The following is a 14,462-nucleotide window of genomic DNA, read 5'->3' on the forward strand; positions in this document are numbered from 1 at the left end:
CAGGGCCACTACCAATCATGGGTTTTCCCATCCATGGATCGCTATTATAACCGGATCGGATCCGTAATTAATTACCGACGCAGCATAGCCGATCCCAAGCTTCTGAGCCAAAGGACCATAGCGGACATTTGTGAGGCGGGTCCTGGGGATTGTAACATGCTCGCATCATCTTCAGACATCGCTACCCACTAAAGATAACTGCTCGTCCCATGTTTTCATGGCTGGGGAATGGTATTTAAAGGATATCAATGCCGCACTCAAGAATGTGGTCGCAACACCTAAAAAGACCCACTGAAGCCCAACTCGTTGTGCTAACCACCCTGCGAGCAATGTCGTACCTGCCGAGATTCCACTCGTGATGGCCAACCTATAGGACGTAATTTTCCCGACCAATTGGTCCGGTGGTACGCTCATCCATACTAACCGTAGTGGCAGTTGGAAGACTTCGATGGCTATCCCCTCAATTATTAGCACGGGAAAGAGAAAATAATTACTAGCTGTTAGTGTGTAAATTGCAGTAGTTGCTGTAAGAATCAAATAGAGCCATTTAATCCGCCGCAATTGCGGCGCTCTGCCCCACCGATGCAAAACCATGGTGTTGCCGCCTAAACCGCCGACACTTTGCGCCAAATAGGTTCCCCCAATAATCAAGCTATTGGCATGGTAGCGCACTACCAACAGAGGCGTCCATAGCGCGTTAACTATGCCGAACCCTACGGCAGAAAGGATTGCAATGACCAAGGACAGCCGCAAAACGGGGTTACGCGACAACCACTCCCGGGCACTGTGTCGGTCCCTATCGTTCGGTGTCTTAAATCCTATGTCGGCACCGTCGGAAGAGCGTAGAGGGAACCGCCTAAGCAGGTATACTGCCAGAGCCGCAGCGGCAAAGGAAAGAAACGCCTCAAGTCTGAAAGTGTTATGAGGACCTATACTGTAAAATAGAATACCGCCGAGAGTTGGCCCCACGAAAAGCTTCGCGTTCGATACCATACCGAGCACTCCGTCAGCACGAGCAAACTGCTCCGGATCCAATGTACGCCGCGTTAGTACAGGCCACACCGCTCCGATGATTGAATACCCAAAACCACTCAACATCATCCCGATGACTAGTGCCGGCCATAGCCAAGCATTGTAGGCATCGATGAATGAAGGAATGAGGCTTCCTACAGCAAACATCATATACGCTACAAAGACAAGAGCGAAAGGCCTTGAGCGATCTATGAACCGAGCAATGACATGACCCCACACCATCGGCGAAGAACTGATAACTAGTAACGCAAATGAAACAAACAAGGGCGACCGCGTGAGGTGAAATAACCACAACGAGTAGACCACCATATCCATCCCGGTACCAAGAGCAATCAAGGCCTCGGCTCCAACGAAGGAAAGGAAGGGAGTGCTGAGACCCAACAGGTTGCCTTTTCTCATAGGCCGACACTTGTATACCAATCGTCATCGGCGTATCCTGCTTCGGGCAGCCAATGATACTCTAAGGAAAAAGGGGTGAACCTAAACAATTTCTTTGCAAACTTCGTAAACAGCGAACGGCCATGTTCCTGTACGATTTGTTCCAATGACATTCGTCCTCGTGATCTCCTTATCTCCTCAATAAGCCTTATTTCTTCCTGTTTTTTGATGCTCATTATGTGGAGACTCACCGGCTTATCATCGAAATAAGAAGGTGAGATAAATGCAAGATATTGGAGGTCGCCACCTTCCACCTTAGTTGATTGCCCAATGAACGATAGAACCGTTGACTTCATCACAGTAACCGGACCGAATAACGGGTTAAAACGGGGAAAAATGTGCTGAGGACTCTCATCAAGATAGAACGTCAAATGGTCGAGGTAAATTTGGAACGCCTTTTCCCATGTGGCGTCCTTGAATGACGGAACGTTCGATTGGTGGACCATTTGCAGCTCTTGTATTGCCTCAAGCAATGCCATTTCGCACACAAACTGCGAAGCCGAAAACCACATTTGTATAAATGATAGACAGTGCTGAATCATCGAAACACCGGAAAACTCCACATTACTATGCACCAGGTCGTTCACTAAAGCTACGGCAAAATCGTCATAGGCGGCGGTGTCGCCGAGTAATGCCTCCATTGTCCTAGGAAAGTACATATTGAGTGGTGTAACGATCCATGTAGGCGGGACACGGCGTACGATATCCTCAAGTGACTGGGACCATGCTTTTTCGCTACCAAAGTCTCGAAATATTCGTTTGATTCCAGTGACCCATTGTTGGACGTTGCGGGTCGCAGGTATACCAAAGTACTCCGTGTCTCGGACGTTCCGTCGAATTAACGCGCTAGCCAACCTTCCGGTCGCATAAAACGAGGATTCCACGAGCGTACGACCAACCCAGGCTTCTTCCTGGGTATTAGTGAGGTTGAGAGTTGTCCCAGGGTCTATGCATGCAATCGAACAGCCGCTGGGTATAGTGGATACGAAAGATCGCAACTCCAATAATGAGTTGTCGAACGGAAACATCGGAAAGTCCGTTGAAACATATCGGACGGGTGCCGTGTTCAAACCTGTGGGAATGAAAAAGCGCGGACGTAAAAGGTCCAAAACCTGCGCCGCCACGCTTGGGGACATTTGATTGCGAACATTTAAAAAGTTAAAGCTGCAACCAACAGGTAGTGCTGCAACATCTACCGCTGAGAAATTTTCATTTATCTGGCGCAATATATTCTTGTCCTCTAGGGTGTCTACTGCATCATAAAAAACGTTACCGTGATCTTCGCAGAATACCGCGACAGAAATTTGAGGCGTGCCTTCTACGGACGCCTTTGCCGGAATACCTATCACATGCAACGTGCCGATAGCCACTGGCTCCCAAGTCTTGAGTCGGTAGATATGTTGAAACCCCATCACAACAAGTTCCTCAGCTATGGGGAGAGGGGTTTCCCAATCCACATCGGGCACGAATATCGGAACGCTACGGTCGACACTAAGGAGCGATGGTATGTGATAGTGGTCACTGTGGGCATGGCTAAGGACTATTGCGTCGGCATTGACAAAATAGCCCGCAGGGTCCGGATACGTGGTTTCGCGGGTCAACCAAAACTCAAACTCGAAGTCTATAGCCGGATCAATCAATATGTTGTGAGCTCCTTCGCTTATATTAAAGAAGGAGTGAAAGAGTCGGGTCAATTTCATTGGCGAGCCTCCATCCAAAACTTTAAGGTATGGCTTTTACTGCTGATCCTCAATGTGATAAAATCTGTAGGCTTGATCAATCGGGCTAACTGTGATACGCATTGAACCGCTACTTCCCCTAGGCACTGGATCCGAACTGTAATCCCGGGTTTTGAAACCAGATATCGACATGTTCCCTCAAAGTCAGCATATTGCTTTACCTCCGCAGTAAATAGAGGAGATAAAACGATATATCGCGCGAAGGCAACTTCTATGGGCAGGCCCGATCCATCAAATTCACCAGTTGCCAATACGCGTAGAAAGTCCAAGACGGCCTTAGAGATTCCAGGAATTCGGGCTACGGTGTTAGGGAGAGTTTGCTTTATCCGAGGAATATCCCGGCACACTGTACGACGTTTTCCCTCTGCCATGATTGCCTGCACCACATTTGGAGGATGGAACCCGCAAACACACGCCTGATTTCCGCTTTCATGGTACGACAACAGATTATCCACACAGGCCATTCGGTCTTTTTGTTGCAACAGTGAATGACTAGCCATAGGTTTTTCCCTCCTAATCTACCCAATCGGATGAAAGCGTGCGTTTTTAATCGGCTCTCCAAAGATACGCTCGGCCAGTTGAAAGAAACCGTTTGGAGGATCTCCAAAATACAGCGGAACAAGTTGATCAGATTCGGCGCGAACTACGTGATATAGGCTGCTCGGACTCTTAAACGATAAGTCAGTGAATGTTGCGACGCTGACTAGTCGTTCGAGCGACGTCCATCTTGGGGAAATCGATCGTGGTTGCCTTTGCGAGCGAGTCAGAAACTCAGTCTCAGATTTATCTACAATTAATTCATACAGGGCTTGGACAGAAGCATCATATTCTGACAGAGCTGCTGCAGAGGCGGTCAGAATGCCTCCATGACTGGGAGAAAAAACTACTGCCAAAACACACGGAATGTCAAACTTGGGATCTCGGATATCCAATAAGCGAATTAGTCCATGGTCTCGAGCGGCTAATGTATAAGTTACATTCGTCACTTCATTTTTCGGAAATTTTATCGGTCGGACTTCGACCATCGTATGCCACGCGCGAAGAACACAATGGCGCTCGTACAGTTCTAAAATTGCATGGGCCGCTGCAGCATCATATGTCGCATGAGCCGCTATTCCATTGCTGTTTCCAAAGGTGTCATCTTCCACCAAAACTATCCTCTCAGCCAATTCCGCATGCGCCTTTGTCCGGGCCAACGCGAAATCGCGATTGACCGCAAACCCTATAGTCCTCCGACCCCTCTTGTCGCGCTCGCCGTGCGCTTCAAAATAGTGAATCGTTGTCGCCCCGAATCGAGCAAATCGCGACTGCTCACCGACGATCCACTGACGCGATCGTCGAAAAGGGAAAGCCCCTATAGCATAGATGACGATGTGAGACGCTGGTAATTTTAGGCGCCGGCGCATCACGTCATCACGAAAGCCGCCGAACGGACGACAATCGATGTTGTTTACGTTTAGGATCTGCACGAGCGTCTGTGCCACATGCCCGGCCTCAAGCAACGCATAACGGTATCCTCGGGACCCATATTTAAACGTGACATCAGACAAATTGGCGCATACCCAAAACCGGGTAGATGCTCGCAACAAGTTTTCGTCAAAACTTCCATCGTTCTCTAGGTCTGGCCCCAGGTACTCCGTCGAGCCATTTTCTTGTGTTTGGCGTGAATGCCATGTTCCATCTTTAGACTGTTGTTCCGCAACCACATATACAGGATACAACCCCCCGGCTGACGGAAACTTGTGGTTTGCACCATCATAAAGACTTGAAAGTATGGCATCAACCAACGAATCAGATACTGCCTCGTAATAAGACTGGACGGGAATAAAGCCAGAAGCTCGTAAAATCCCGGTCGAGGTCAACGGCGTCGAGCACTGTGGCTGTGGAACCCATGTCTTTGCGGCTGCACGCTCCTGGAGACTTTTTATCGTATCAGGGAAATAGGCACGAAACTCGTTGAGTGGAATTGTGGCATGGTAATGCATGGACAACGCAAGCGTCTCGGCCGGATTCGTACCTTCCACCAAGAATCCGTGCGATATAAGAGTCCCGACCACGCTGTCATTTGCTGGGAAATGGTTTCGCGGCAACGGTTCACGAAAAATCTTTAAGGCGATTCCAACTGCTCTAGGATTGGATCGAAACGATATTTTGATATCTGGTCTAGTCCACGTCATCGTACTTCCTTGTTCTTCGATCTGTACACCCGCGACGCCCATCAACCAAACATCGGCCCCAACGTGACCCATCACGCAAACGTTCGTCCATTTTGCACCTCCTGCGCGGCGTGTGTCCCATTAGGCTAATTCTTCCGCACTAGTTAATTATATCAACATTAGTAAAAATCCTTCCCATGGCAGGGAAATTTCGGGAAAATTTTCTCGACATTGTTCTACATTATTCGACCGGTTGTTATAACCATTCATACGGGAATCGTCAAAACGACTCGATAGTCACTCTCCTGTCTGCCACGTGCCATATAAGGTTCACGCCGAGTTCCGTAAGAAAACGGGGATGATGAGAGACGACCAGCATGGTTCCTGGAAACTGTCGCAGCCCGTGCGATATTGTGTCGAGACTCAACATATCAAGGTGATGTTCCGGTTCATCCAACGCCAAAACCCCGACTCCTGCAGCACTCCATGCAGCAATTTGGAGCTTAACCAACTCACCATCACTAAGAGTTGCGAGGGAAGAGAACAGTTGACGTTCCTTAAATCCATATGACTGGAGCCACGCCCGCCCCATACCGTGCGGTAAAGAAGAATGGTCCTGGAAAAATTCCCAAGAAGTCTGGCATCTTGGACGATGGAAGACTTGACCAATATATCCGTACTCCTTAACAGGTCTTACATAACCAGATATCGTGCCCGGAAAGCGGCCTAAAATGGCGTTTAGTAGGGTGGATTTTCCGGACCCATTGTCGCCGGTAATCCCAATTCGTTCCCCAGCACGGACTTCGAGCGAGATGTTCTCTAAACAGGGAGAAGACCAGTCTAAAGAGACGCTTTCTAATTTCGCGATGACGCCCGATGACGCCGCGACATGATCCCACGTGTACCGCAAGGAATGGTCCTCCTTTAGGGGTTCTAGTTGTTCACCAGACTTTGCATAATGGTTGAGTCTCGACTCACGAGCGCGAGCTTTTTGCGCAACTTTTTTTGCTTTCTTTCTAGATCCGGCGCTGTGCGTTTCTGATTCCGTACGCTGTGCTTGCCTCTTAGTCTCTGCAATGTCCTCTTTCAACGCTCGTATCCGCCGTTGTTGCTGACTGTACTGCCGTTTATAGGAATCGCGCTCTAATTGCAACGTCTCAAGATAATCGGAGGGTGGACCATCGCTAGTCCTTAACTTTCCGCCGTCGAGGTGCCAAGTGCGGTTGGCTACGGCATCCAAAAAATCAAGGTCGTGACTAACCAACACCATGGTGTAACCCGTTTGGTTGAGCCATCGAGATAATTGACGGCGTCGAGAAAGATCGAGATGACGCGTTGGTTCATCTAACACGAGAAACGATGGCTTTTCAATCAGGAGGTCCGAGATTTGCTTCCATGTCGCCTGCCCCCATGATACATCCTCCTCTTGAGGACTAAAAAAAGCCGCATGAGGCACGAATTCATTCTTGACATAACCGGATATCGGAGTGAGGTGACTAAGAAGTAGACGTAGTAACGTCGACTTTCCGCTTCCGTTCCTACCGATGAGCGCAACCCGGTCTCCTTGCTTTATTGATGCCGTAACTCCGTCCAGAACGATATCTTCGTCAGAGTACCAAAACGATACAGATGACAGATAAATATCTACGATAATCTCCCCTTCCTAAAATGCTCGCCTATACCGATCCCTCTGGCTGTTGCCGGCGTTTTGACTACCACGCTTCAGCAATTCTTTCTGTGGTCACAACCGAAATGCAAACGACAAGGAGAATAATGGAGTCATCTCACAACTAAGGGTTCATCCGTTTAAAGACTAGAACTTGTAGAACCGGTCCTACTCCCCGTTCTTGATTTACCCCGGCTGACAAGTGGAGATGGTTGACACAGATCTATTGCTCTCAGCTGCCAGTCTTTGCAAATCCTTTGCTACCTCATCGTACACCCTCGCTATTTCCATAATGGCCTCATGATCGAGATTTTTCACGGATTTAGCCACGAATTCTTGGACGCGGCGACGTTCTCGTTCCCACGCTGATCCCGGACTGCGCCGTCTTCGGCTGAACTCAGTAAGATTGTAATCAAGCTCTGTGATCCAATCGTCGATCGCCGCATTTAATGCCGCGACCGACGGGTGTTGTTGGGCTATCAGCCGTAGCGACTTATCGACCAATCCCGGATAGCGTTCGTCCCCCGTGTCCGTGATTAAGCGATTGAGCGGTTTGAGAATCTTCTTGCCGTTAATGGTGCCATCATCAATCCCCACACGTAATGGCACGTTACGATACAAGCGCAACAAACCATACACACAGCCTTTATCGAGCGATAACTCGTGGATACACGTCATGTAGGGACGACCGTCACAACGTGGTAAGCCCCATGGGGTCTGTCCTTGAACGACAGTAGGTCGGCCGTAAGGCCGACGTAAGTCCACAGGGGGTAACGGAATGGGTAAGAAGCGAACGCCACCCCGTAACGGGATGGATAGGAGCCCCGCCGGACTCGGCACGTACTCCGACGCGAAAGCGTGCTGACTTGCCCGAGGTCACTCAGCGAGAAACGATTAGCAGAACCACGTTAGGAGGGCCTGTGATGAACCCATTAACCGCGATAAGCGAGCCCACAGCGTCCCTCGGTCAGGCTCCTACGATACCCCGAAACGCGCCGAAGTTCCGAACGGAAGCCGATGTCGCCTCGGGTCAGTCCTTCGCTACGGGCATTGACTGGGAAGCCATTGAGGCCCACGTGGCCCGGTTACAGCGCCAACTCGCCCACGCAGTCGAACAGCACCATCGCCCAGCAATTCGCCATTACAAGTGGCTCTTGCGCCACAGCTACCACGCCAAACTTCTCGCCATTCGCATGGTCACCCAAGAGAACGCGGGGCGCAAAACGCCCGGTGTGGACGGTCGTACGTATACCACACCGGACGAACGAGACCTCCTGTTGCAGGAAGTGGACCTACAGCGTCGACCTCTGCCCGTCCGTCGTGTGTTCATCCCGAAGAAAAACGGAAAACTCCGACCTCTCGGCATCCCGTCGATCTCGGATCGCGTCGCGCAGGCCCTACACAAATTCGCCATGGAACCGGAATGGGACGTGCAGTTCGAACCCAATTCCTACGGGTTCCGTCCGAATCGGTCCGCATGGGACGCCATCGAGCAATTGTTCAAGCTACTGGCACCCCGACGCGCTCCCCAATGGGTCATTGAAGGAGATATCAAAGGATTCTTCGATAACGTACAGCATCATCTACTACTGGCGCGCTTGGCGCCAGAGGACCGTACGTACATCCGACGCATTCTTGAGGCTCCCATCATGGACCCCCGTCGTGGAAAGCCATGTCAAGGTGCAAGGGCGACGGTCACCCTACCGGCCGACAGACGCCGCCTACTTTGAGCGCCGGCGTCACCAGCTCCTGGCGAAACGCTGGACCGTCTTTCAGCAGCGAGTCGCGGCCAAAACCCAAGGACGCTGTGCTCTGTGTACCCGACCCATTGCGGAACCTGCGAACCCCGGGCAGTCCAACCGGGAGAGCGGAATTCGGTTCCACTTAATGATTCCCGCCACGTTGGGGGGACAGGCAACGCTGGCCAACATGTTCGTCACACACCGATGGTGCCAGCAGCAATATCACCGACGCTACGGACACCATCATATGCCGGGCGACCCGGCGCGCTTCTTGACGTCGGGCGAGACCATCTTAGATGGCCACGTCGTCCGTGCCGAATCCTCGCCGACCCACCATTGAGGCGTGGATGCTGCCGAGTGGCTTGAGCCGGATGACGGGAAACTGTCACGTCCGGTTCTTAGGGGGGAAGGGAGCCGCAAGGCTCCCGACCTACCCGACTCTAGACGCATTTGTGTCGTTTCACTATCACTGCCGTTCAGCAAGAGTCTCCACCACCCAATCTTTCAACGTCTGATAGTCAATGGCAACCACAGAGCGTGGATTATATTCCATGATGGCCTTTCCTTGCTCCACAGCTCGATCCACATCCACCCCAATGCGAATCGGGGGCGATACCAGATCTCCACCCGCGTGCTTTAATACATCCAACAGTTCGATTGAACGATTGTTCCGTAAATCATATCGTACCGGTACGATACCAATGACGCGTGACCGATCGAATTCTGACATAAGCTCTGCGACTCCCTCGATGGAATACAACGAAAAGTCTACAGGCACAAGAACCGCATCAGCGCACGCTAATAGTGCATGGACCCATCGTGATTCCGACGGCGCTGTATCGACGATAATCCAATCATACTCAGGTAAGGCGTATGCGTCAAATACTCCACACCTCGAATGCCCCTCCAATTTCTGCGGTCCTTAGGATAAATCGAAAACGAGGAGGAATTCCCTATGGGACTAACCACCCTGCGACAAGAATGGGCGGGTATGCGGAGTTTGTGATGGGACGGTTGAGATCTAAGTTCAAGAAGCGTTAGCACCATTCGTGTTGATCCGAACCCGTTTGCGCACGAATAACGATCGATCATAAGTGGTTGATTGGGGGAGTAGACTCGGGGCTCCTGCAGCACCCGACCGGAAGTGAAACTAGAACCCTTGATTGCGACTGCTACCCGCCGCTGGGATAGACATCGTTAAGCAGCACATCACTGAGCTTGTTCATCGCTTGGACGACGAAATCGGACAAACTCCATGAGGCGAAGAGTTGCTCTTGCGCGCAGAGGTAAAATCGTCGGAGGTCGGTTGGCCAGAAGGGGGGAAACTAGCTTGGCCGTCCATCCAGAATCATTGACCGGGTCTTGCGAAGCAAGACAGATTTCTCCCGATCGGGCCCGTTTGGGGAGGGGTCGTGCCTTCCCCAAACCAAGGGACCTAAGGCACAGGTCCAAGCCTAATATTTGGGCGGGTTTCCCATTGACAGCTCAGCGACAACCTTTTTGGAACAGCCCCGTGCTGTGACTACTCCGGCAGATGTACCCTCGTTGGCCTTAAGTGGCTTAACTCTGGGTGGTTGGTCTGCATTTGCACCAAAGCGGCCTTAACCGCTTCTAGAGCTTGGAATATTTCCGGACGGGTAACAGTCATCGGTGGGGCAATGCGAATCGTGTTTGCAAGGAGCCCGCCCATCCCCACAAGGAGCCCGTGATCTCTAGTACCCTCGAGAAATTCCGATGCTAAATCAGGAGCTGGTTCTTTCTCATCTTTCACGAACTCGATCCCCTGCATCAATCCCTTGCCGCGTACATCTCCCATCATCGGGAAACGGTCAGATAGTTCCTCGAGCCCTTGGCGAAGTACTGCTCCCAAATCAGCAGAGCGGGTGGTCAGGTCTTCTTCATCGATAACATCTAGTGTTGCCAATGCAGCCCGCATCGCTGGAGGGTCGCCGCCAAATGTGGAGAATGTAGGACCACCATAGGCTTCTGCCACCTTATTGCGTGTTATCGTCGCTCCAATGGGAAATCCATTGGCCAATCCTTTTGCGAACGTCATAATATCCGGAGTCACTCCTGCATGCTCAATACCGAACCGCTTACCCGTGCGCCCGAATCCCGTTTGTACTTCATCATCAATGAAAAGAGCACCATAACGTCGGGCTGTTCTCACCGTCTCATAAAGAAACGCGTTGGGCGGTGTGATGAATCCCCCAACGCCCTGAATCGGTTCGGCAATGTAGGCAGCGGGGCAACCAGTCGTTGAGGTCTTAAAGAACTCCTCGAAATCCTTGGCGCATTCGAGACCGCAGGTACGAGGCTCCTTGCCGAATGGACAACGGTAGCAATAGGCATTGTGGGCATGTCTAACCGAAACCCCAAGCCCTCCAATTCCCATCTTCCATGGAGCCTGCCCCGTTAGCCCCATCGCCAAATGCGAACGACCGGAGTAGCTGTAGCGCAAGGCTACCACTTCCTGTCGTTGTGTCGCGACTTGAGCCATGGCAATTGCCGTCTCGTTAGCTTCAGTACCACTATTGGTAAAAAAGACGCGGTTGAGCCCATCCGGCGTTATTGTTCCAAGACGTTCTGCCAGCTCAACCATTGAGGGACTGATGTAATATGTTGACGTGTGCACAATGTCTTGAATCTGTTCAATGACCGCCTTGGTAATGATAGGATGAGCGTGGCCAACCGAGACGGTTAGAACCCTGCCGAAAAAATCCAGATAAATGTGCCCTTGATCATCCTCGACCTGACGACCGTTACCGCGTGTCAATACCAGCGGTTGCTTGTAATACGGCTTCACACCTGGTACTAATGAGGCCGTATGTCGTTCCGTCCATTGATTCATTTGAGCTCCCCCTTTTTCTACGCTGACGTTCATCGGCTTTCAGAATCACAATAACGGATGAAGCATAGCGAAGCAGTATACAGGGTGAATAAAAACGTCTCCGATTCGACTCCACACTGAAATGTATTGCAGTCAGTCGGGGGGACAGTGACACCGTTCGTATCACGAAGTATCGAAGTTCGAACAGCCGTCTTCTTGCCTAAGACTACGACTCCAACCGTAACCACCGCAGCGGCTGCAGTAACGGCGGTAATCCGCTCATGCAACAACAGGGCCGAAAACACAATAGTAAGAAACGGCTGTAGGAACTGCATCTGACTGATGTGGGCCACGCCACCCAACGACATACCCGTATACCACGCTACGAAGGCCAGAAACTGACTCCCGATACCCAGGTATAAGAGGGCCACCCAAGGCTTGACAGGAATACTCTCTATATGCGCGGGAATAGCCATGATGGCCAGAACCAGCAAAAACGGTCCCGCAAGGACAAGAGCCCAGGCAATCACCTGCCACCCTCCCAACTGGGTAGACAATCGCCCACCTTCCGCATAAGCGACCGCTAAAATGAGGTCGGCGAGAATCAACGCTAAATCCGGGGGTTGTGGCCGACCAAAGCCCGTGAAGATGGCATAACCAAGAACCGTAGCAGCCCCCGCCACACTGGCGATCCAAAAGGCTACCGAGGGACGCTCGCCATTCCGAACAGCCGACGCACCGGCGGTAAACGATGGAAGCAAGGCCAAAATAACCGCCCCGTGAGACGCGGGAAGTCGGTCCATAGCCCATGCGGACAACAGCGGGAAACACACAATCGCCCCCGCAGCGACAACCACGAGACTTAGTAATTGTCTACGTTTAGGCAATGGTTCCCGCCGAGCCAGCAAAACGCCCGCTGCTAAGATGGCAGCGATTACCGCACGCCCAAATGCAACAATGATAGCCCCAAAGTAGGGAACGGCTTCCCGGGATGCTGGCAATGTTAAGCTAAACCCGACAACTCCTAAAATACCAAACCCAATTCCCTGGGCTTCACGACTTAGATGAGGCACCACACGTTCCCCGCTTTCTTATATAAACAGCATGTTTCTCTGATGATCGGTACCTACGGAAAAATCCGACCGTAGTTCTAGCCAATTCGGCTCTGCGCAGCCTGACGGAGGTCACTCTGACGATCAACCTGTTCCCAAGGCAAATCCACGTCCTGACGGCCGAAATGGCCGAAGACGGCTGTCTTCTCGTAAATTGGGCGGTTCAAATTGTTGGTCGAGATTTTTCAGCTGGCGTACACCGCACAAAATCAACGCGATTGTATGGTCTGCCACTCCTTCTGTACCGTAATCCGCCACATTACACACGGGGATTCCATGTTCAGCTGCGTACCGAATGTCGATATTATCGAACCCGACGGCGGCACGGACAATCCCTGCACAATGCTTCAGCTTGGACAGAGTCTGTGCGGTCAATGGCACGGTATGCCAAGAAATTACGACATCCGCTTCATCGATCTGCCCTTCCAATTCTCCGGGATCATCAACACGCACAAGAGAGACGTTTACGTCTGGGCCTAGAACTCCCTCTTCGATGTGCGTTTCTTCCACGTAATGCTTTTGCCAACCGTCGACAATCATTACATTCTGAGATGTTATTACAATGACCTCCTAACCTTTGGCGTTTCCCAATAATAGAATTTTGGTTCGGCTTGGGATCCAACCAATTGGATTAAAATTTTCCCAGGCAATTGTGCTAAGATATGAGGCAAGGAGGCCTCTTCCTTGTGGCAAATCGACACATCCGACGATGAACCAATGTACCGTCAGATTCGGCGGCATTTCGAACGTCTCATCCTTAGCGGGGGCCTTATTCCCGGGCAAAAATTACCCACCGAGCGCGAGTTGGCAAGGAAGCTTGGGGTGAATCGGAGCACGATAACAGCAGCCTATGATGGATTACGTGCAGTGGGGTTGATTCGCTCGACTCAAGGGTCCGGCACACACGTCAGTGAAGACGCATGGGGACTCAATCCCGGGCTTCCGGACTGGAACAAGTATAATTCCCAAGGATTGTTTCGACCTACGTTATCAATTCTCAAGCTAATCTGGGAGGCGAATAGTAATCCAGACATTGTCAACCTGGCGCGTGGTGAAATCTCTCCCGATCTTTGGCCCCATGAGAGCATTCGGGATCTGCTGACGTCTACCGACGTTCCGATTCCCATGGGTTATAGTGACCCACGGGGCTTGATCAAATTGCGCTCGACGCTAGGGCGACATCTACTTCATCGATTAGGCTTACACGTGTCCGCAGACGAAATCCTCATTACGGTCGGGGCTCAGGAAGGTCTTTTGCTAATATCGCAGTTTCTGTTAAAACCTGGGGATGCCGTGGCCATTGAGAAGCCATCTTACGCCTATTCGTTATCGCTCTTCGCGTCGGCGGGGTTACGATTGTTCCCAATCCCCGTAGATAACGAAGGGCTACAACCCGAAGCCGTTAAGTCATTACACAGACACCACAAGATCCAAATGATCTTCGTAAGTCCCACCTTTCAAAACCCGACTGGCACAACATTGACGAAGTCCCGACGACAGCGTTTGCTGGCCATCTGTACAGACAGTCGAATACCGATTGTGGAAGACGATGCTTACGGAGGTCTTGAACTCGAAAGGGCACCTGCCACCCCCCCGCCGCTGGCCACACTTCCTGAGGCCCAAGGGCAGATCATCCACGTCGGTACTCTTTCCAAGACTTTTGCGCCCGGACTGAGAATTGGCTGGATTACCGGTCCCCATAACGTAATCGAACGTCTAGCCGGAGCGAAATAACAAATGGACCTCG

The 14,462-nt window shown here is 51.4% G+C and carries 13 protein-coding genes and 1 pseudogene; 3 read left to right on the forward strand and 11 right to left on the reverse strand.

Annotation, left to right across the window (positions count from 1 at the left end):
- Positions 1 to 171: 171 nt before the first annotated feature.
- The 7 genes and pseudogenes from ORD20_RS10730 to ORD20_RS10760 form a co-directional block, all read right to left on the reverse strand.
- Positions 172 to 1,431: an MFS transporter gene (locus ORD20_RS10730; protein ID WP_103374853.1), complete on the reverse strand. Its 1,260-nt coding sequence runs from the start codon at positions 1,429 to 1,431 to the stop codon at positions 172 to 174.
- Positions 1,428 to 3,170: an MBL fold metallo-hydrolase gene (locus ORD20_RS10735; protein ID WP_103374852.1), complete on the reverse strand. Its 1,743-nt coding sequence runs from the start codon at positions 3,168 to 3,170 to the stop codon at positions 1,428 to 1,430. Before ORD20_RS10735 ends, ORD20_RS10730 begins: the two co-directional genes overlap by 4 nt.
- Positions 3,167 to 3,709: a hypothetical protein gene (locus ORD20_RS10740; RefSeq protein WP_103374851.1), complete on the reverse strand. Its 543-nt coding sequence runs from the start codon at positions 3,707 to 3,709 to the stop codon at positions 3,167 to 3,169. Before ORD20_RS10740 ends, ORD20_RS10735 begins: the two co-directional genes overlap by 4 nt.
- 18 nt (positions 3,710 to 3,727) lie before the next feature.
- Positions 3,728 to 5,458 (reverse strand): YcaO-like family protein, encoded by a 1,731-nt coding sequence (locus tag ORD20_RS10745; RefSeq protein WP_430626710.1) that lies wholly within the window; start codon positions 5,456 to 5,458, stop codon positions 3,728 to 3,730.
- Between the two features lie 187 nt (positions 5,459 to 5,645).
- Positions 5,646 to 6,821 (reverse strand): ATP-binding cassette domain-containing protein, encoded by a 1,176-nt coding sequence (locus tag ORD20_RS10750; protein ID WP_103374848.1) that lies wholly within the window; start codon positions 6,819 to 6,821, stop codon positions 5,646 to 5,648.
- Between the two features lie 21 nt (positions 6,822 to 6,842).
- Positions 6,843 to 7,019: pseudogene (locus ORD20_RS10755) on the reverse strand (ATP-binding cassette domain-containing protein); the annotation flags it as partial.
- Positions 7,020 to 7,217: 198 nt separating this feature from the next.
- Complete coding sequence (locus tag ORD20_RS10760; RefSeq protein ID WP_430626162.1) at positions 7,218 to 7,709, reverse strand: hypothetical protein; 492 nt, start codon at positions 7,707 to 7,709, stop codon at positions 7,218 to 7,220.
- Positions 7,710 to 7,954: 245 nt separating this feature from the next.
- On the opposite strand from ORD20_RS10760, the gene ORD20_RS10765 reads away from it, so the two are divergent.
- Both ORD20_RS10765 and ORD20_RS10770 read left to right on the forward strand, forming a co-directional pair.
- Positions 7,955 to 8,761, forward strand: coding sequence for a reverse transcriptase N-terminal domain-containing protein (locus ORD20_RS10765; RefSeq protein ID WP_430626163.1), 807 nt, complete (start codon positions 7,955 to 7,957; stop codon positions 8,759 to 8,761).
- Positions 8,712 to 9,113 carry a hypothetical protein gene (locus ORD20_RS10770; protein WP_430626164.1) on the forward strand — a complete coding sequence of 134 codons (402 nt, stop codon included), beginning with the start codon at positions 8,712 to 8,714 and terminating at the stop codon, positions 9,111 to 9,113. Before ORD20_RS10765 ends, ORD20_RS10770 begins: the two co-directional genes overlap by 50 nt.
- A 126-nt stretch (positions 9,114 to 9,239) precedes the next feature.
- Here ORD20_RS10770 and ORD20_RS10775 read toward each other — a convergent pair whose 3' ends face one another.
- From ORD20_RS10775 to ORD20_RS10790, 4 genes are all read right to left on the reverse strand, one after another.
- Positions 9,240 to 9,683 (reverse strand): ParA family protein, encoded by a 444-nt coding sequence (locus tag ORD20_RS10775; protein WP_103374845.1) that lies wholly within the window; start codon positions 9,681 to 9,683, stop codon positions 9,240 to 9,242.
- Positions 9,684 to 10,295: 612 nt separating this feature from the next.
- A complete protein-coding gene (locus tag ORD20_RS10780) occupies positions 10,296 to 11,624 on the reverse strand; it encodes an aspartate aminotransferase family protein (RefSeq protein WP_103374844.1) in 1,329 nt (442 codons plus the stop codon).
- 29 nt (positions 11,625 to 11,653) lie between these two features.
- Positions 11,654 to 12,679: a DMT family transporter gene (locus ORD20_RS10785; RefSeq protein WP_207654625.1), complete on the reverse strand. Its 1,026-nt coding sequence runs from the start codon at positions 12,677 to 12,679 to the stop codon at positions 11,654 to 11,656.
- A 120-nt stretch (positions 12,680 to 12,799) separates the two neighbouring features.
- Positions 12,800 to 13,255, reverse strand: coding sequence for a hypothetical protein (locus ORD20_RS10790; protein ID WP_103374843.1), 456 nt, complete (start codon positions 13,253 to 13,255; stop codon positions 12,800 to 12,802).
- A 177-nt stretch (positions 13,256 to 13,432) separates the two neighbouring features.
- Here ORD20_RS10790 and ORD20_RS10795 point away from each other — a divergent pair, with 177 nt between their 5' ends.
- Complete coding sequence (locus ORD20_RS10795; protein ID WP_430626711.1) at positions 13,433 to 14,449, forward strand: PLP-dependent aminotransferase family protein; 1,017 nt, start codon at positions 13,433 to 13,435, stop codon at positions 14,447 to 14,449.
- Positions 14,450 to 14,462: the final 13 nt, after the last annotated feature.

Source organism: Sulfobacillus thermotolerans (assembly GCF_039623705.1).
Lineage (GTDB): Bacteria > Bacillota > Sulfobacillia > Sulfobacillales > Sulfobacillaceae > Sulfobacillus > Sulfobacillus thermotolerans.